At 60.9% G+C, this 17,367-nt stretch carries 16 protein-coding genes; 4 read left to right on the top strand and 12 right to left on the bottom strand.

The window, feature by feature from the left end:
* Positions 1-347 precede the first annotated feature (347 nt).
* Positions 348-1,442, top strand: coding sequence for a hypothetical protein (locus HRU82_15090; GenBank protein QOJ36182.1), 1,095 nt, complete (start codon positions 348-350; stop codon positions 1,440-1,442).
* Between the two features lie 276 nt (positions 1,443-1,718).
* On the opposite strand, the gene HRU82_15085 is transcribed toward HRU82_15090, so the two are convergent.
* Entirely contained in the window at positions 1,719-2,612 is an 894-nt protein-coding gene (locus tag HRU82_15085) for a VacJ family lipoprotein (protein ID QOJ36181.1), read from the bottom strand.
* Positions 2,613-2,879: 267 nt separating this feature from the next.
* A complete protein-coding gene (locus tag HRU82_15080) occupies positions 2,880-3,563 on the bottom strand; it encodes an HAD family hydrolase (protein QOJ36180.1) in 684 nt (227 codons plus the stop codon).
* 353 nt (positions 3,564-3,916) lie between these two features.
* Here HRU82_15080 and HRU82_15075 point away from each other — a divergent pair, with 353 nt between their 5' ends.
* Positions 3,917-4,063: a hypothetical protein gene (locus HRU82_15075; protein ID QOJ36179.1), complete on the top strand. Its 147-nt coding sequence runs from the start codon at positions 3,917-3,919 to the stop codon at positions 4,061-4,063.
* Positions 4,064-4,077: 14 nt separating this feature from the next.
* On the opposite strand, the gene HRU82_15070 is transcribed toward HRU82_15075, so the two are convergent.
* From HRU82_15070 to HRU82_15040, 7 genes are all read right to left on the bottom strand, one after another.
* On the bottom strand, positions 4,078-4,905 hold the full coding sequence (locus HRU82_15070) for an MOSC domain-containing protein (protein ID QOJ36178.1): 828 nt from the start codon (positions 4,903-4,905) through the stop codon (positions 4,078-4,080).
* Positions 4,906-5,192: 287 nt separating this feature from the next.
* Entirely contained in the window at positions 5,193-6,176 is a 984-nt protein-coding gene (gene gnd, locus HRU82_15065; protein QOJ36177.1) for a decarboxylating 6-phosphogluconate dehydrogenase, read from the bottom strand.
* A gap of 13 nt (positions 6,177-6,189) precedes the next feature.
* Positions 6,190-7,575, bottom strand: coding sequence for a glucose-6-phosphate dehydrogenase (gene zwf, locus HRU82_15060; protein QOJ37233.1), 1,386 nt, complete (start codon positions 7,573-7,575; stop codon positions 6,190-6,192).
* A gap of 46 nt (positions 7,576-7,621) precedes the next feature.
* Positions 7,622-10,477 (bottom strand): bifunctional transaldolase/phosoglucose isomerase, encoded by a 2,856-nt coding sequence (locus HRU82_15055; GenBank protein ID QOJ37232.1) that lies wholly within the window; start codon positions 10,475-10,477, stop codon positions 7,622-7,624.
* Positions 10,478-10,561: 84 nt separating this feature from the next.
* On the bottom strand, positions 10,562-12,625 hold the full coding sequence (tkt, locus tag HRU82_15050; protein ID QOJ36176.1) for a transketolase: 2,064 nt from the start codon (positions 12,623-12,625) through the stop codon (positions 10,562-10,564).
* Between the two features lie 829 nt (positions 12,626-13,454).
* Positions 13,455-13,694, bottom strand: a complete 240-nt coding sequence (locus tag HRU82_15045; protein ID QOJ36175.1) for a hypothetical protein — start codon at positions 13,692-13,694, stop codon at positions 13,455-13,457.
* A gap of 92 nt (positions 13,695-13,786) precedes the next feature.
* The gene (locus HRU82_15040) at positions 13,787-14,755 is read right to left on the bottom strand and encodes a transposase (protein QOJ36174.1); all 969 of its coding nucleotides are present in this window, start codon (positions 14,753-14,755) and stop codon (positions 13,787-13,789) included.
* On the opposite strand from HRU82_15040, the gene HRU82_15035 reads away from it, so the two are divergent.
* Together HRU82_15035 and HRU82_15030 are read left to right on the top strand one after the other, a co-directional pair.
* Positions 14,754-15,167, top strand: coding sequence for a hypothetical protein (locus HRU82_15035; protein ID QOJ36173.1), 414 nt, complete (start codon positions 14,754-14,756; stop codon positions 15,165-15,167). The two genes, HRU82_15040 and HRU82_15035, sit on opposite strands and share 2 nt — an antisense overlap.
* Entirely contained in the window at positions 15,167-15,931 is a 765-nt protein-coding gene (locus HRU82_15030) for an ATP-binding protein (GenBank protein ID QOJ36172.1), read from the top strand. Before HRU82_15035 ends, HRU82_15030 begins: the two co-directional genes overlap by 1 nt.
* On the opposite strand, the gene HRU82_15025 is transcribed toward HRU82_15030, so the two are convergent.
* The 3 genes from HRU82_15025 to HRU82_15015 form a co-directional block, all read right to left on the bottom strand.
* Complete coding sequence (locus HRU82_15025) at positions 15,915-16,088, bottom strand: hypothetical protein (protein QOJ36171.1); 174 nt, start codon at positions 16,086-16,088, stop codon at positions 15,915-15,917. The genes HRU82_15030 and HRU82_15025 overlap by 17 nt on opposite strands.
* Before the next feature lie 430 nt (positions 16,089-16,518).
* Complete coding sequence (locus tag HRU82_15020) at positions 16,519-16,875, bottom strand: helix-turn-helix transcriptional regulator (protein ID QOJ36170.1); 357 nt, start codon at positions 16,873-16,875, stop codon at positions 16,519-16,521.
* A 2-nt stretch (positions 16,876-16,877) separates the two neighbouring features.
* A complete protein-coding gene (locus HRU82_15015; protein ID QOJ36169.1) occupies positions 16,878-17,240 on the bottom strand; it encodes a type II toxin-antitoxin system RelE/ParE family toxin in 363 nt (120 codons plus the stop codon).
* Positions 17,241-17,367: the final 127 nt, after the last annotated feature.

The following is a 17,367-nucleotide window of genomic DNA, read 5'->3' as shown; positions in this document are numbered from 1 at the left end:
GCCCCTCCTCCGACCCAAAGGCTGGTTGAAGTACGTAACAGCCGGACTCGATGAACGTGCCACGCCCGGGGCACACACAGTTCTTCCGGACCGGACATCGGCACCTCCTTGGTCGCGTCTCCGACCTACGGTAGTACGCCTCTGGCCCAATGTCCCCAGAAAACAGAAATCCAGGGTGTAGTGGTCCGCGCGGTCTACTCATAATTTTACTTGTGCGCAGTGCGACTCGTGCGAGTGCGCTCGATATCCCGTTGACAGCGTCTCAATACTGAACAGATCCGCAGATCGGAGGTCGGCACACGGATTGCTTGGCAGCCGGAAGAGACACCGTTCCTTCGCAGCACTTAATGCCCTCCTACGCAGTGCTCCCTTGTGCCACCGTCCTGTTCTTGGCCGCCTTTTCTGGACTCTGCCTCTGTCTTCTTGGGCTCTTGGAGATCATGCTCGAACGGGAGCATACCAGGCAGTGGGCGGAACAATCGAAGCAGTTCAAGCCGCACTACTGGTGGCAATTTCTGACTCATGATGGGCGGGATATCGGATACGAGCACAAGGGACCATTAAAACTCGCGTTGCACCCGTTTGCGATTTACTCCAATTTGCCGAATCAGCACTCCGATCATTTTTCAATCGACGAGCACGGCTTCCGAGGCAGTGGTCGTGATCGACCACTCGACACACAACCGCGAGTAGTTTTGGTGGGGGGCTCCACGGCCTTCGGGACGGGCCTCGAGAGTGATCGTGAGACGGTCGCGTCGCAGCTTGCACAACGCCTGAACGCGGAGGTCATCAATGCCGCCGTCATCGGCCACGGGTCCGGACAAGAACTGACGTATTTATTGACCGAGTTGGTGGATTTGCACCCTGATGTGGTCATCGCCTTGGACGGCTGGAATGACTATTACAAGCGCTTGGAGATCAGTGATCCACGCCTGCTTGGGATGAACGGGTTCGATCAGATCGAGGATCAGTTGGTCGCGGCGGCAAGACTGGGTGACTCCTCACTGCTCACTCGCCTCCAAAGCCTCCCACGGATGTTCTTCCCAAGACTCAGTTATCGCATACAACACTCGCGAATCGGTCTCTGGGCAGGCTGGTTCACGCGGGAGGAGTTGCAGCCACCGACTCTCGATCTGGCCGCCACACGCTATGCCGACAATCTCACCAAGATGCATCAACTCGGAGGCGCGTTTCATTATCAATTTCTTGCGGTCATGCAGCCCGATGTGGATCGCGGGAGGGATTATCAACGGTTCCGCGCCAAGGCCGAGTCCGCGTTGGCTCGTGAGGGCGTGAAGGTCTTGAACTTGGGAGATCGTCCGGAATTTCTTCCATCCATGTTCCTCGACACGATGCATCTTGACGGGGCCGGACACCGTCTCATGGCCGACCTGATTGCGCGAACGATCCAGGGCGAACACTTGCTTGCAAGCGCACACTAGCGCAAGGCATTTCGCACCACCGCATACAGGTCGAAGGCGCCAACTAGCTTTGCGAAAGGCGCTCACAGTATTGCCTCCTCCTCCACTTCAACACACCTGCGTAGCGGCTGTTAGCAAGCTGAAGGTCGCCTTTCGGGGTTCTGTGAGACCGTCTCTCGAACGCGTGCAGCACAGAGACCGCCTCGTGCGTCACGCCTGCACCCATTGGCGTCAGCGATTCCAATGGGACTTCGAGTGGCGCATCTTCTCGCGACACGGAGGCCGGCACCTCAGGAGCTATTCTTGGATCGCCTTCGCTCGCTTCTGAAGGTAGGCATTTCGCACCGCCGCATACAAGTCGAGCGTCGCGTCCTCCACCCCCTGGAACTTTTCCAGGTTGAGCGATCGGTCGTTCGTGATCATCCCGGCACGGATGCCGAATTGCGCGATCGTGGATGTGGCTCGATTCTTATGTGCCACGAGTGAAGGAATGTGGTGCACTTCAATGATGGGGAAGACCAGCCAGTTGATCGGATCGAGCGCGAGATCCGCCACATATCCGATGCCATCACGCAGGGTCAGGGGGGGCAGAAAGGGTAACACCAGGTACGGACCGGGTTGGACCCCATAGACCGCCAGCGTCTGACCCGTGTCCTCCTCAGGAGTCATCAACTGCCACCAGTGCTTCGCCGGGTCAAAGAACCCGCCGATGCCCAGGGTGCTGTTGATGAGGAAGCGCTCCACTTCAATCCCAGCTCCCCGGACCTTCCCCTGCAAGAGATTATTTATTACCCGCGGCACAAAGTGGACATGCCGAAAGAAGTTATCGATGCCGATCTGCACCGCATCGGGCAACACCGCATTGTACGCGAGCGCGACAGGCTTGAGCACATAGCGATCGACCTGGCGATTGAATTCAAACATGGCGGTATTAAATGGCTCCCAGGGATCAGGCACCTCCCCTCCCGTCGTCCCGTCAAGTCGCGCGAACGGATCCTCGAACTCGTCGCGATCCCACTCCTGCTCAGGCAAGCTCGCCCTTTCCGCCGGCAGAGGGCTTCCATCTACTATCAAGCCAGGTGCATGGGTTGAGAAGACGGAGACCGCCGACGGATGGTCGGGAACCATGCCGCATCCTCCCGCGATCACGACCATCACGCCCAACAGCACCCCTCTCCAGATTGGACGCATCCTCTCCTTCGCCCCTCTCTCGTTCGATCAGACCGCCCCCGGCATGCGCTGGCGCCGCCGTTTTCCCTTGATTACGTGCGGACCGACCACCGCGCCGGCCCTGTGTGGTCTCAAGCAGATTCCCTACCATCACGCATCTGACGCGTGGTGTACGGCTGGAGGAAGGCCGCGAGGACAGGCTCTTGGCAGCACGGTTCAGGACCTGTTCCTCGCCCTGAAGACGGGAACTGAGGACGGTCGGCGCGGAAGGCCCAATCCACCAGAGACTCAGGCAAGCGTGGGCATCACCCACAGACGGTCTAAGTCCTCCTGCAACACATCACTGATTCGTTCGAGCGCGAGATCCGCTGCAGGATACGGCTGCCGGGCATGTACGGCCCGCGCATAGTGACCTTGCTGCGAGAACACGGTGGTCACCCGAGCCCCCCAGACTTGCTTGACTGCGGACAGGATGCGCAGCTTGTCGTCGATCATCACGTAGTGCTCAGCTGGGTACCGCGCCTCGATGTCGTCTAATTCCTGTTCCTTGTGCACGTAGATCAACACCTGGCCGCCCACGGCATCACAGAGCCCGGCGCGATCGATCTTGTGTGGCTGAAAGACCGCATCGCCATCCGACACCAAGACGACCAGTCCGCGTTGTTGCAGATGGTTCACGACCGTCAGTGCGTGGGGAAAGAGGGCCTTCGCAAACGGATAGTTGAGCAGAAAGCGGGAGACCAGCCGCACCTGCGGATCATGCGGATATTCAGTTCGGTACCGCTGGAGAGCGCCCAAATAATCGGCATACCCCACTTCGTCCCGCAATTGCTTGAAGAGATGCCAGTACCGTTGCTGCCGATCCGGCCCGACGACTTGCTCCAGATACCGCCCTAAGTCGACCGTCACTCGATCCGCGTCAAGCACAGTGTTATCGACATCCAGGAGAAACACGACCTCCCGATTCGTCATGGCATCCTCCCACGCATCAGGTTGTCCGCCACATCGTCTCCCACGGAATTCAACGCAAGTTGCATTCCACGGGCCCACGCTACCCAATGCACGGGATGCGGGACGAAGACACACGATTGACAAGGCCGCACGGCGCCCCGATGTGGTGGAGTGCCTTATCAGCTCGCACGGCGCGGCCATGCCCATCGTGGCTATTCACGATGTGTTTCACGACATCGCGGTTTTTCGCGAAACCGCCGGATCGGTCCCGGCGAGGCGCCGTCCCGTTCCATTGATGCGGGATGGAGAGGGAACGTTGGAGATGGAGTTACGGGGTGGCTGCGTACTCGCGCTACATCATCAAGGAGAGCTGTATGTCCACGCTGTCAGGATCTGAAGTGCCGGTTGGGGGATTTCGCACCGTCGGTCAGATTGATGCCACCAACACCGTCTTGTTTGGTACCGATCAGAATGGGTTAGCCGACAACGGCAGGGGCCCGATCCCTCGCACCCCACGGTGAGAGCCTTCGCGGGGTTACGTGAGGCGCACCATATCTCCTCGGCAGACCCTACCAGGCCTGGTCACGGTCGCGTAGACGCCAACGGCTGCCTGATTCTGCTGCACCGCCGTACGAAGAATATTCCGATCTTCGGGAAGATCGCATTGAGGCAAGGTCGTCATCACGCATCGTATACAGGGCGCTATGACCCTCAGCACGAGGTCGCTGCCTATGGTGATCGTGCGATCAATCCACCGATTCTCGATAAACCCTTGCTCACCGTGCAGCGAGGCAACCACCAGATTGGGACGAAACCGTCGATTTTCAAAGCGCCCCGCAGGGAACGCCGCTCGTAACGCATCCAGGGTGGCGGTCGTCATGAGATGGACCAGCGCCCCGTCGAAGAATGTCCGGGAGGCGATCGGCTGGTCGGTGACGGTGTTCTGGTACGCTCGTCCCGCCACCTTCGGCCAGTACTCTTCGAGTTGTCCTGTGTCCGGCACCACATCCGTGCAGAGACTCGTTCGCTCGAAGAGGGCGGAGAGCCGTTCGTTGAGTTGGTCGTCGCCTGCTCGGAGCACACACCCATCGGGCAGCGTCACGTGCACGGAGAGGTAGCCCGCGTCACGGAACGCATCCGGATGATAGGACGCGCGGCACTCAAACAAGCGTCCCCATTTGGTCGGATTCTTCGCGCTTGCAACTTTGCCGGTGGCTGAATCGATCACCGCATAGGCTCGATCGCCAGCCACCCCGCGTAGTGTCACGTCGACGGCATTCAATTCTTCGCCCATCATCGATTTGACGGGATACCGCCAAATGGCAACGACCGTGCCCATTGCATCGGGCTGTGCTGTGTCCATGGTGGTCCTCCAGAAACGTGCCAATCCTGCGTGCACCGTACGAGGTGTGGCATCGTGGTGTCCAATCGTTTCGGCGAACCAAATTGATCACCGGCAATTATAAAGACGCTGGCGGCACCCATCTGTTGCGCAGCCTGGCGATCCGCGGCGCAGCCAACCACGAGGAAGGGACACTGCCCGATCACTCATGCGCGACTCCAGCCGCTGCTCACCCTGTTTGGCACCCCACACTGATCAAATCGAGTCGCTGGATGGGGTATGGCGACATACTCACATCCTGATATGAGCTACCCGCCGGTCGGCCGTTCGACATGGCCACCGAATTGGTAGCGCATCGCTGAGAGTATCTTCTCGGCAAAGGTATGGTCCTGGCGCGAACGGAATCTGGTATACAGCGCGGCGGACAGGACCTCCGCTTGCACCCCCTCTTCAACCGCCGCCATCACCGTCCAACGGCCTTCTCCGGAGTCCGCAACGGACCCGGAAAAATTGTCCAAGTGCGGCTGTTCCACCAAGGCCGCAGCGGTCAAATCGAGCAACCACGACCCAACCACGCTCCCACGTCGCCAAACTTCGGCGATGTCGGGCAAATTCAACTCATACCGCATATCCTCGGGAAGATGTTTCCCGCCGGCATGGCGAAAGATGTCGAACCCCTCCGCATATGCCTGCATCAGGCCGTACTCGATTCCGTTGTGCACCATCTTGACGAAATGCCCCGCCCCGGTTGGTCCGCAATGCAAGTATCCCTCCTCTGCCGTTCCGTTCAGGCGATCCCGCCCCTTCGTCCGTGCGATGTCCCCACGCCCCGGAGCCAAAGTCCTCCAGATCGGATCGAGATGCTTCACCACTGGCGCCGGGCCGCCGATCATGAGGCAGTACCCGCGATCCAATCCCCAGGTTCCCCCGCTCGTGCCGACATCCACATAATGAAGGCCTTTCGTCGCGAGCACCTTCGCGCGTCGGACGTCGTCTTTAAAATAGGAATTCCCCCCGTCGATGACGATGTCCTCAGGACTGAGTCGCTTGGCAAGGAATTCCACGACCGTCTCGGTCGCCTCTCCCGCCGGCACCATCACCCACAGGACTCGAGGCTTGCTCAATCCGTCGATCAGAGCGTCCAGGGAACCGACTCCGACGGCTCCTTCGACGGCCAACCTCTGCACCTGTTCGGGCCTCACGTCGAACACCACACAGTGATGGCCTCCTCGCATTAACCGCCGCACCATATTGGCTCCCATTCGACCGAGCCCGATCATCCCCAATTGCATAGGCGTCCCTCCTTCATTCCTGCTCCTTCGGGCTCTGCCAGCCGCCGAATGGAGCGATCAGCGTCTGGGACTCACCAGGCCCCCACGTACTTGGCTCATACTCATACACCGGCGTGGACCCCGTCAGAATCGGATCCACCACCCGCCACGACGCCTCGACGCCATCCTGCCGGGCGAAAAGCGACGCATCGCCGACCATCGCATCACCGATCAGTCGTTCGTAGGCTTCCATCTCGTCGCCCCGCTGGTGGCACACAAAGAGTTCGACCTCGTTGCCGATCATCTGTTCCCCCGGCACCTTGGCGCGCGCCCCGATGGCGACCGAGAGCCGATCGGGGCCAAGCCGGAACCGGACATAATTGCGCTGCCCCTTACACTCTTCACCGAACACGTTCTGAGGCGGACGCTTCAAAGTCACGAAGACCTCCGTGGCCGTCACCGGCAAACACTTCCCGGCTCGAATAAAAAACGGCACCCCCGCCCAGCGCCACGAATCGAGCTCGATTTTGAGCGACGCGAACGTCTCCACCTTGGAATCCGGTGCCACGCCGGCTTCCTCGTGGTACCCGCGGAACTGACCCCGGACCAGAGTCTGCGCCGTGAGGGGCTTCATGCGTTTGAAGATTTTGATCCGTTCATCGCGCAATGCCTCGCCCGTTCCACTGATGGGCGGCTCCATCGCCAGGTTCGCCACGACCTGCAGAAGATGGTTCTGCACCACATCGCGGATGGCCCCGGTTTCTTCGTAAAAACATCCCCGGCCGGACAGGCCGAACCGTTCCGCCATCGTGATCTGCACGCTGTCGACATAGCCGCGATTCCAAATTGGCTCAAGGAACGAATTGGCAAAGCGAAAATACAACAGGTTTTGGATCGACTCCTTGCCGAGATAGTGGTCGATACGAAAGATCGCCGCTTCGGCGAATGCACGATGGAGCGTCTGGTTCAACGCTTGCGCCGATGCGAGATCCCGCCCAAACGGCTTCTCGACCACCACCCGTGCCCCCTCCGCACAACCGGACCGGCCGAGCCCTTCGACCACCATGGGAAAGAACGTCGGAGGGATCGCGAGATAATGCAGGGGATGCCGGACGTTGCCGAGCGCCCGACGCAGGCGAGTGAAGGTCGCGCCTTCCTGATAATCACCGTCGACATATCGCAACAGGCACACAAGCTTGGCAAAAGCCGCCTCGTCTACTCCAGATTTGGACTGGGTAAGGCTCTCGCGGACTCGATCCCGAATCTGTTCGAGGGTGCGATTCCCTTTCGCCACTCCGATCACCGGGACCGCCAGCTGGCCCCGCTTGATCATCGCCTGGAGAGCCGGGAAGATTTTCTTAAACGCCAAATCCCCTGTGGCGCCGAAGAGCACCAAGGCGTCTGATCGCGAATCGGACATCATTGCCTCCAACTTGAATCAGACAGCTTCATCCACGACGTCTTCTTCATGCCAACGCCTGCTCCATCGCCGACCTCAGCCTCGCTAGTCCCGCCCGGACATCGGTTCCCAGATGCACCCGCAGCAGCCGCCGTCCCCGCTCCGTCAAGACCTGAAAATCGCCGCGCGCCTGCGCCGCCTTGACGACGCCAAACGTATACCGCTGGCCGGGCACCGGCACGTCTGCGGCATCCTCGCAAGTCAGTTGGAGGAAGAGGCCGGTGTTCGGCCCTCCTTTATAGGCCTGTCCCGTGGAATGGAGGAACCGCGGGCCGAACCCCATGCAGGTGGCGACGCGTTTGACGTCCCGTACCATCCGGCGCATGGCTTGGAGATCCGCCTCATGCGCGGGGTGCATTTCGAGATAAGCCAACAACGCGAAGTAGTCGCTGGCCCTGAGCCGATTCAGATGGGCTGCGAGATACGCCTGTAGGGACGGGGACGGCCCTGTCGCTGTCTGCAGCGCCAGGGCATAGAGCGGATCGGCATAGAGTTTGATCTCTCCCTCTTCGAGGATCGGAGATTCCGGCGGAAGCGCCCCGGTCCGTTCATATTCCAGCGTCAGCCGCTTGGTTGCCGATTTGCTTGCCTCGACATCCGGCTGGTCAAACGGATTGAGGCCCATGATCGCCCCCGCCACCGCCGTGGCGAACTCCCAGCGGAAAAATTCCTGCCCCAAGTCATCGAGCTCGGCCACCGCAATACGGACGAGCGGATGGCCCGCCCGCTCGAGCCGCTCAATGGCCTCGTCTTGACTCTTCTCCGGCGCAGCCTGCAATCGGAGATAGAGGAACAGACGATCCCCTCCATAGACCGAAGGCTCTCCCACCGCTTCACGATCGACCGGAATGATGCCCTTGCCCGCCTTGCCAGTCGACTCGGCCAAGAGTTGTTCGAGCCAGGCGCCGAACGAAGCCAGGGCGGGCGAGGCCACGATCGTGACCTTGTCGCGGCCATGAGTGGCGCACACCCCAAGGATTGTGCCGAGTATCACACCAGGATTTTCCTCGACCGGGACAGAGGGAAAACAGGCCTCCGCCATTTCGTCCGCGCGTACGAGCAACCGGGCGATGTCGAGCCCCATGACGGCCGCCGGCACCATGCCGAAGTTCGACAACGCCGAGTAGCGTCCCCCGATCGTGGGGACTCCGAAGTAGAGGTACCGAAACTCAGTGGCCTCGGCGACCTGGTGCAAGGCCGAACCGGGATCCGTGATCGCGATGAATTGCCGGACGGCTGCCTTGGCTCCGACGAGGCGCTGAACCCGTTCAAAAAAATATTGTTTCAGAATCATCGGCTCAAGGGTGCTCCCGGACTTGCTGGACACGATGAAGAGCGTGGTGGCAAGCTGGATCCGTTTCTCAACGGCCCTGATCTGAGCCGGATCGGTCGAGTCGAGCACGTGGAGTTCCGGATACCCCGCTTGCTGTCCGAACGTTACCGCCAGGACTTCGGCGCAAAGGCTCGAACCGCCCATTCCCAACAACAGGACATGGGTGAACCCCCTGCGCCAGGTTTCTCCGGCCAAGTTGGTGAGCACGGGAAGGTAGTCTAACTGTTGCTCCGTGATATCCAACCAACCGAGCCACCGATGTTCATCGCTGTCGGTCCAGAGGGAGGGATCACGACTCCACAGGCGTCGAACCCTGTCGGCATCGTTCCATTCCTTGAGGGAGGACTGGACCTCGGCAGCCACCGCTACAGGAAGTCGGTACGAACAGCCATTGAGTCGGACAGCATCGTCCCCCCTGGAGTGAGACTCGACGGCGACAAGGAGTTGGTCGAAGGCCTCTCTGAACGACTGCAGCCCCTCTTCCAACAGCCGGTCGGTGATCGCGTTCAGCGACAGTCCGGCCTGCTCCGACGCAAGCAGCACGGCCTTGGCCTCATCGAGATCAGCCGTCAGCCGACTCTCGGGACGGCCGTGGTCGCGAAAGGCCGCGAGCGTCGCGGGCGGCACCGTGTTGATCGTCTCCGGACCGATCAGTTCCTCGACGTACCGCACGTCGCGATACTGAGGGTTTTTTGTACCGGTACTGGCCCAGAGCAGCCGTTGGGTCATGGCTCCCTGTCTCGCGAGGGCCTCCCAGCGAGGGCCGGAGAACAGGGCCCGATACCGTTGATAGGCCAGCTTGGCGTTCGCGACGGCGATCTTCCCCTGGAGGCTCCTGAGCGCCGTCCGTACGTTCTCGTCCGTCGCAGTCTTGAGCCGGACGACAATTTCGGCGTCCGCCGCCGTATCGAGACGGCTGACGAAAAAACTGGCGACGCTCGCCACGCTCCCGACGTCGCCGCCCCGCGTCGCCAACTGTTCCAGCCCCGTGAGATAGGCCTCGGCGACCGACTCATAGGTCTCCTGCGCGAAGAGCAGGGTCACGTTGACGTTGATCCCCCTCCCGAGCAGTTGCACGATCGCCGGGATCCCCGCCGGAGTGGCCGGAACCTTGATCATCAGGTTGTCACGCCCGACGGCCTCCCACAGCCGCGTCGCCTCATCGAGCGTGCCACGCGTGTCATGGGCCAGATGAGGCGACACCTCCAGGCTTACGTAACCGTCGCGCCGCTTCGTGCGGGCATACACCGGCTGCAGGAAGTCCGCCGCGGATTGAATATCCTCGATGGCCACCCGTTCGTAACGCGCCTTCGCATCCAGGCCTGGCTCGCGCCGGAGGGCGCTCAGAACTTCGGCATAGTCCGAACTCCCCGTGATGGCCTTCTCGAAGATGGCGGGGTTGGACGTCACGCCTCCGACTCCCTCTTCGGCGATCAGACGTTGCAGTTCCCCGCTCGTGATGAAACTCCGCCGGATATAGTCCAACCAGACCGATTGGCCGAATAGCCGAAGGGCACGAACGGGATTCATGATTTTGACCTGCGTGACGTGCATCATGGCATCTCCTTGCTCGTTGTTCGTTCACTTGTCACGGGGCAGCAGCCTTAGCTTCCTTCAGTCCCGGCCGGTCGCTAGGCGTTCCGTGACCACGGTTACGAGGTGATCGGGAGTAAACCCGAACTTCTTCTGCAATTCTTTCAGCGGCGCCGACGCCCCGAAGGTCTTCATGCCGAGGCTCGTCCCGGCCGCCCCGACATATCGGTCCCAACCGGTCGTCGCGGCTTGCTCGACGGAAATGCGAATCGTGACGTGCGGAGGGATCACCTGCTCTCGATAGGTCCGGCTTTGCCGCTCAAACAGTTCCCAGGAGGGCATACTCACCACGCGGGCTTGGACACCTTCGGCGATAAGCCGTTCATAGGCGGCAAGACAGAGCGCCACTTCACTTCCCGTCGCCAACAGCAGGACCTCCGGGTTTCCCCCCGGCGCCTCGGCCAGGACATAGGCACCCCGTTCCAAACCGGCGGCAGGGGCATATCTCGTTCGATCCAGCGTCGGGAGCGCCTGCCGGCTGAGGATCAACGCAACGGGCTCGTGATGCAGCTGCATGATCACACGCCAGGCCTCCACGACTTCGTTGGCGTCGGCCGGCCGGATGACAAGCAGTCCCGGAATGGCCCGCAGTGCGGCCAACTGCTCAATTGGCTGATGGGTCGGCCCGTCTTCCCCCACGCCGATGGAGTCGTGCGTAAACACGTGGATGACTGGGATTTCCATAATCGCGCTCAGCCTGATCGCCGGTTTCGCATAGTCGCTGAAGATCAAAAACCCCGACCCGAAGGCCCGCACCTTCGAGAGGGCCAGACCGTTCAGGATCGACCCCATGGCATGTTCTCGAACCCCGAAGTGCAGGTTGCGGCCGCCGTACTCCGTAGGACCGAAGTCGCCGGCCCCCTTGTCGGTGAGTCGCGTCTTGGTGGACGGCGCGAGGTCGGCCGAGCCCCCGATGAGCCAAGGCACTCGATCTGCCACGGCATTGAGCACCGTCGCGGACGCATCCCTTCCCGCCAGCCCCTTCGAATCCGGGGGAAAGGTCGGCAGATCCCGGTCCCATCCATCCGGCAATTGACGGCGTTGCATTCGATAGAGGGCATCCGCCAATTCCGGATAGGCCTGCCTGTAACTGGCAAACCGCATCATCCACTGCTCCCGCGCCGTTCGTCCGCGTGTGCCCATGAGATGCTGAAAGTGCTCCGGCACACCGGGCGGCACGAGAAATTGCGCCTCCTCCGGCCATCCGTAGTACCGTTTCGCTGCCATGATTTCCGCTTCGCCCAACGGTTCTCCGTGCGCGGCGCTGCTGTCCTGCTTATGAGGAGCTCCATAGGCGATATGGCTGTCGACGATGATCAGGGTCGGCCGGTCTTTGTTCTCCCGAAACGTCGCCAAGGCCCGATCGAGCAGCAGCAGGTCGTTGGCGTCGGCCACCCTCGTCACCTTCCACCCATACGCAAAGAAGCGGGCCGCCACATCTTCACTGAACGCCAAGTCCGTGCGCCCTTCGATCGTGATGTGGTTGTTGTCGTAGATCCAACAGAGATTGGACAGTTTGAGATGCCCCGCCAACGACGCGGCTTCTCCCGTCACACCCTCCATCATGCAGCCGTCGCCGCACAGGGCATAGACGTCGTAATCAATCATCTGAAAATCGGGGCGGTTGAAGTGGGCGCCCATCCACCGCGCTGCCATGGCCATCCCCACACTCGTCGCGACGCCCTGGCCGAGGGGGCCGGTGGTCGTTTCCACACCGGAAGTCCAGCGATACTCCGGATGGCCCGGGCATTTGCTGTCAAGTTGCCGGAACTTCTTGATGTCATCCAGCGTGACCGACGGCTCTCCCACCGTTTCGTACTGCGGGTTGACCGCCTTCACGCCGCAGAGATGCAACAGCGAATAGAGCAACATGGAGGCGTGGCCGATCGAGAGCACGAACCGGTCGCGATTAGGCCAGATCGGATCTTGGGGATCGAACCGCAAAAAATGCTGCCACAAACCGTACACCACCGGCGCTAGAGCCATCGCCGTGCCTGGATGTCCGGAATTCGCCCGTTGGACCGCATCCATTGAGAGGGTCCTGATGGTGTTGATGCATTGCTCATCGATTCGTGGGGTTGTCATCGCGACTCCGAGTCTTTCCATGTGAGTGAAGAATGGCCGACCTTATTGTCTCGGCCTCCGCCGGTCCCCTACCGGCGACTATCGAACTACCGCCTCTCGCTGCCGATTCCTCTCTCGACCAGCTCCCTGTCGCTATTCGGCTGGAGTCGGGACGGACTGCGGCTCGCTTCCGGCCCGAGAGAGGGAGAAAGGGGGGTTGTCGGTGTTCCGAGATCAGGGCTCCGTGACGGGATGGACGACGTCGACGTCCGGTCACGTTCTCCATGCTTGAGCCACCCTTCCCAGGAACTCCGCGGCATCTGCGTCAGGTCCGACGACGTGGAAGGACCGGCAGGGCGAGTGTGCTCCGATCCCAGGGACTGGCTCTGCGCAACGACAGGACTGGCGACCAACGACATGAGCACGCATACGATCAGGTTTCTGTGAGTCATACGTATCCTTTCCAGGAGTGAGGACATGTCAGCATGATGGATCCGGGCGACACCGATGCGGGGTCCGCGACGCCTTCTCTCAGTGCCGCGAACACCAGGGTGAACAATTCCACCATCCGCTCGAATCAACTGGAAGATCGCACCCTCCCAACCATTCCGAGTCCGCAATGCCGTCCTATTAACCGCATGCTCCTGTCTGTCCCCCCGTATGCCAAGCAGGGCAAGCAAGCCAAATGCCACTCAGGAGCGAGGCGTGCCTCAGAGAAGAAACCGTTCCATTCCAACTACTTCGAGCCACACGCCGTTCGAATGGAGAAGAGATCAGTCTGCTACCACGGTGATCTGTCGTGAGGATTCGCGGGAAATCGCGATCCCAGTCATACTGAGCCTTTGCCTGACTAATCCCGCGGCTCCTGCCCATCGGCGAGTGGTGGCTCTGGTGGCTGCGGCTCGGAGCTGAAGGCTTCGCCGGCGGCGGTGTCGTCGCCCTGCCGGAAGGACGCCGTGGCTTGGTACTGGTTGAAGCCCGCGAGGGCGGCGCCTCTGCACGATTGCATGGAGCCGCTTTCATCGAGGATAAGGGTGATGTAGAGCGGGGCTGGCTGCGCGGGCTGCGGGTCTGCTGGTCGGTCGGTCATGGGGAGCACCTCTTGTGATGGTGGGGATGCGGTCCATCATAGAGGAGCGCGGTGACAGGGCAGGTCACTGCGGAGAGCGCTGTAATGACTTGTCAAGCAGCGGCCCCCGTGTGTGTGCATGGCGTGGGTGGTGATGATGGGTTCAGTGGCGAGAGACATGTCGCCAATTTTTCGGCCGGTGTGAGGCCCTGGAGGGCCATGGAGAATCGGTCGTGGTTATACTGATGCTCCCAGGCACGCAGGGCCTGCGTCGCTGATGTGAACTCGTCAAATGTCGCGCGACTCCAAAACTCCTCCTCGTCGATGCGATGGCTGCGTTCGACTTTCCCATTTTGTTCGGGCCGGCGAGGCTTGATATGTCGCAGGCGGATACCGGCTTCTTGCACGGCCAGGGCAAAGGCAAGCGGGAATTCTGTGCCGTTATCAACTTGTACCTTACGAATGGGAAACGGGAGCATCTGCCGGATGGTGGCCAGAAACTCGAGACTGGTGCCGTGATACTTGCGGGGATAGAGGCGTAAGACGCGATAGCGTGTACAGTCATCCAGGGCCGTATACTGAAAACATTTCTTCCCCGCAACTTTCACTTCCTTGACATCAACCTGCACACAGTCACCCGGGTGGTCTTTACTGAAGAGCAGCGGCTGGCGAGGGCGTCGCGGGCCGGTACGCCGGATGGGCGGATAGCCGAGGTCCCGGCAGACTCGGCGGATTGTCGCGGCCGCGACACGGATGTGATGCACCCGGTCCAGCCAGAACCGGGTCCGCATCGCGCCAAAATGCAGCTCGCGGCGGGCGTGCTCGATCAGCCGCACCGCCTCCTCGGAGATCCGTCGGCGCCGTGTGCGCGGATGACGCGGGACTAACCCCGCGGGCCCGCTGGCCACCCAACGACGGTGCCACGTTCTCACCGTCTTGCGATCCAAGCCGAACCGCCGGGCGGCACCTTTGAACCCATATTCGTCGGCATAGCGCAAGATCGCCAGCCGACTGTTGATGAGGTGATGATGTCGTGTGGCGATGCTCAGCGTTCTCAGTTCCTTCGTCGTGATCAATCGCATGGGATCCCTCCTGGTGATGGCTTGTGACTGTAGTCCATGCAGGGGGCCCACTCTCAACAAGATATTTCAGTGGTCGCCGTCACGGCTGATTCAGTGGGCGGAGACCATTGGGCCCGCCACGGCGGCGGTGGTGAATACGCTCTTGACCCGCCGCCGGCATCCCGAACAAGGCTATCGCTCGTGCCTCGGGGTCTTGCGGCTGGAACGCCTCTACGGCCCAGCGCGGGTGGAGGCCGCGTGTCGCCGCGCCCAGGCGATTGACGCCATCGCCTACAAGAGTGTCCAGTCGATCCTCAAGACCGGACTCGATCAGCAGCCGCTCCCCGAGCCGGTTCCGACGGTCCCCCTCCCAATTGCACACGACCATCTCCGCGGCACCACCTATTACCAACACCACGAAGGAGGAGTCTGATGTTACGCCATCTCACACTCGCGACACTGGAGGCCCTGAAGCTCACCGGCATGGCCACCGCCCTGACGGAACAACTGGAGATGCCCGACGTGCAGCGGCTGAGCTTCGAGGAACGGCTGGGGTTGTTAGTCGATCGGGAGCGGACGATGCAAGAGAATCGCCGTCTGACCCGCCGCCTCGCTCAGGCCCGGCTCCCCGGCAGCGCCACGTTGGAAGATCTCGATTATCGCCACCCGCGTGGCCTCGACAAAACGGTGATCACCGCACTGGCGACCGGCCAGTGGATTCGCAGTCACGACAATGTGTTGATCGTGGGCCCCACGGGTGCGGGCAAGACGTACCTGGCCAGTGCGCTGGCCCAGATGGCCTGTCGGCTGGGCTGCTCCGCCTTGTATCTGCGACTCCCGCGGTTCTTCCGGGAACTCGCGATCGCCAAAGGCGATGGCCGCTATGGGCGCGTGCTCCGGAGTCTCGCCAAGACCGACCTCGTGGTCCTGGATGATTGGGGCTTGGCTCCCTTAACCGACGAGCATCGCCGCGATCTGTTGGAACTCCTCGACGATCGGCATGGACGGCGGGCCACTATCATAGCCAGTCAACTCCCAATCGATCACTGGCATGCGGCGATCGGGGAGCCGACGCTCGCCGATGCCATTCTTGACCGGCTCGTGCACAATGCCTATAAGATCACGCTCAAGGGAGAATCGATGCGCAAACGGCTGGCAAAATCGGACGGAAGTCGGCCACTCAAGACCGAGCACTGAGGCCCTGCGTCGCGGGGCTCCGAGGGGTGGCCGGATTCGCTCGGAATCGGCGGCCGGATTCAGCGGAATATGCAGCCACCGTCTTGTCACCTTTGACTGCGGCCAAGGCCACCTGGGCCTTAAAGGTCGCTCCGTGGTTCCGTCTCGTCCTCTTCATTACCTCGCTCCTTTGTGTCGCCACCTCGCGGTGGCTTTGCTGAAGCCAGGCTACCACTGATCACACTGTCCGAATTTCCGGAGCCCCCTCTGGGAGCCAACCGTTCTATCTCGCGCATCCGTCCATTTGACCGCGCAAATTCTGGCTCAGCATTGGCGGAATCCAGCGCAAGAGTCGTGTTGAGTGGACGGTGAGTTTACCCTTGCGAATGTGGTCGTCTACGAATTCGTCGAGTTTCTTGGTGACGAAATATACTCGCACAAAATTCGGAATACGTCGGTAATGAGAATCGGCACTATGCTCCGTCTCTTCTGTGACAGTAGAATGAATCGGTGAGATGAGAACTCTGCGGAACTGTGCCACACCAATGTAGTATTACAGCAGATAGGCGGGGGAGCTTCACAGGCACGAGCACTCAGCAGCCGACGATTTACGCCAGCGCGTGCCGTCGGCTTGTGGGCTTCGACTCTGAATTATCTTCGGCGATACCGGACAGCCTCACCGGCTCACGGTCGGGGAATTGGGCCACAAGAGACAGGTTCCCGCCCATGGCTTCGATGGTCTTTCTAAGCGTGGACAGGAGGAGATCGCTTCGCTGTTCGAGGCGCGACACACTATCCTGCGTGATCCCAAGCTTCTTGGCCATTCGAACCTGCGTGAGCTTGCGCGCGTGCCGCAGTTCCCGCAAGGTCATTTCCTCGGCAATCAGCTCAGCGGCGCGAGTCTCAACCTTCTTACGCTGGAGAGGGCGCAACTTCTTGATTTTGTCCTCGACGTTCGTGGCCATGCTTACCCCCTTCCCTTCTTCAGTCGCGCCAGATGCGCGTCAAAACGGTCATCGGCCTTCCGGATCAGCTCGCGATAAAACCGCTTTTCGCTGCCCCCTGATTTATCTCCTGCAACCAGCAGTATCCCCTTTCGCTTCGGGTCAAAGGCGAACGCGACTCTCCACTCGCCCCCAACCGCGCTGAACCGGAGTTCCTTCATATTCGCGTGGCGTGAGGCGTTCAGCGTGTCCACGCGTGGTCGCCCCAAATGCGGGCCGAATTGCTGCAGGAGACGGGTCAACGCCAATAGCTCCGTTTGCACGTCTTCGAGGAGAGCGTCGAACTCTGGCTCAAACTCATCACTCATCTCAACAATCCAACTCACCCCGATACTATGTCATGCAAGCCATATGCTGTCAATGCCATATCAAGCTTGTCCGAACGTGACCGTTTCACTCCGACATCCCGCTTTGCCCGCTACGGCCCGCCGTACTTTTGGCACGCCAGCCTCA

It is taken from the genome of Nitrospira sp. (genome assembly GCA_015709715.1).
Classification (GTDB): domain Bacteria; phylum Nitrospirota; class Nitrospiria; order Nitrospirales; family Nitrospiraceae; genus Nitrospira_A.
Note: the sequence above shows the minus strand (reverse complement) of the source record. Positions and strands in the feature narration are given on the sequence as shown.

Excerpts from the sequence above, each read along its gene's own strand:
- HRU82_15090 (QOJ36182.1), top strand. The coding sequence starts at position 348 with ATGCCCTCCTACGCAGTGCTCCCTTGTGCCACCGTCCTGTTCTTGGCC.
- HRU82_15085 (QOJ36181.1), bottom strand. The coding sequence starts at position 2,612 with ATGCGTCCAATCTGGAGAGGGGTGCTGTTGGGCGTGATGGTCGTGATC.
- HRU82_15080 (QOJ36180.1), bottom strand. The coding sequence starts at position 3,563 with ATGACGAATCGGGAGGTCGTGTTTCTCCTGGATGTCGATAACACTGTG.
- HRU82_15075 (QOJ36179.1), top strand. The coding sequence starts at position 3,917 with ATGTCCACGCTGTCAGGATCTGAAGTGCCGGTTGGGGGATTTCGCACC.
- HRU82_15070 (QOJ36178.1), bottom strand. The coding sequence starts at position 4,905 with ATGGACACAGCACAGCCCGATGCAATGGGCACGGTCGTTGCCATTTGG.
- gnd (QOJ36177.1), bottom strand. The coding sequence starts at position 6,176 with ATGCAATTGGGGATGATCGGGCTCGGTCGAATGGGAGCCAATATGGTG.
- zwf (QOJ37233.1), bottom strand. The coding sequence starts at position 7,575 with ATGTCCGATTCGCGATCAGACGCCTTGGTGCTCTTCGGCGCCACAGGG.
- HRU82_15055 (QOJ37232.1), bottom strand. The coding sequence starts at position 10,477 with ATGAATCCCGTTCGTGCCCTTCGGCTATTCGGCCAATCGGTCTGGTTG.
- tkt (QOJ36176.1), bottom strand. The coding sequence starts at position 12,625 with ATGACAACCCCACGAATCGATGAGCAATGCATCAACACCATCAGGACC.
- HRU82_15045 (QOJ36175.1), bottom strand. The coding sequence starts at position 13,694 with ATGACCGACCGACCAGCAGACCCGCAGCCCGCGCAGCCAGCCCCGCTC.
- HRU82_15035 (QOJ36173.1), top strand. The coding sequence starts at position 14,754 with ATGGGATCCCTCCTGGTGATGGCTTGTGACTGTAGTCCATGCAGGGGG.
- HRU82_15040 (QOJ36174.1), bottom strand. The coding sequence starts at position 14,755 with ATGCGATTGATCACGACGAAGGAACTGAGAACGCTGAGCATCGCCACA.
- HRU82_15030 (QOJ36172.1), top strand. The coding sequence starts at position 15,167 with ATGTTACGCCATCTCACACTCGCGACACTGGAGGCCCTGAAGCTCACC.
- HRU82_15025 (QOJ36171.1), bottom strand. The coding sequence starts at position 16,088 with ATGAAGAGGACGAGACGGAACCACGGAGCGACCTTTAAGGCCCAGGTG.
- HRU82_15020 (QOJ36170.1), bottom strand. The coding sequence starts at position 16,875 with ATGGCCACGAACGTCGAGGACAAAATCAAGAAGTTGCGCCCTCTCCAG.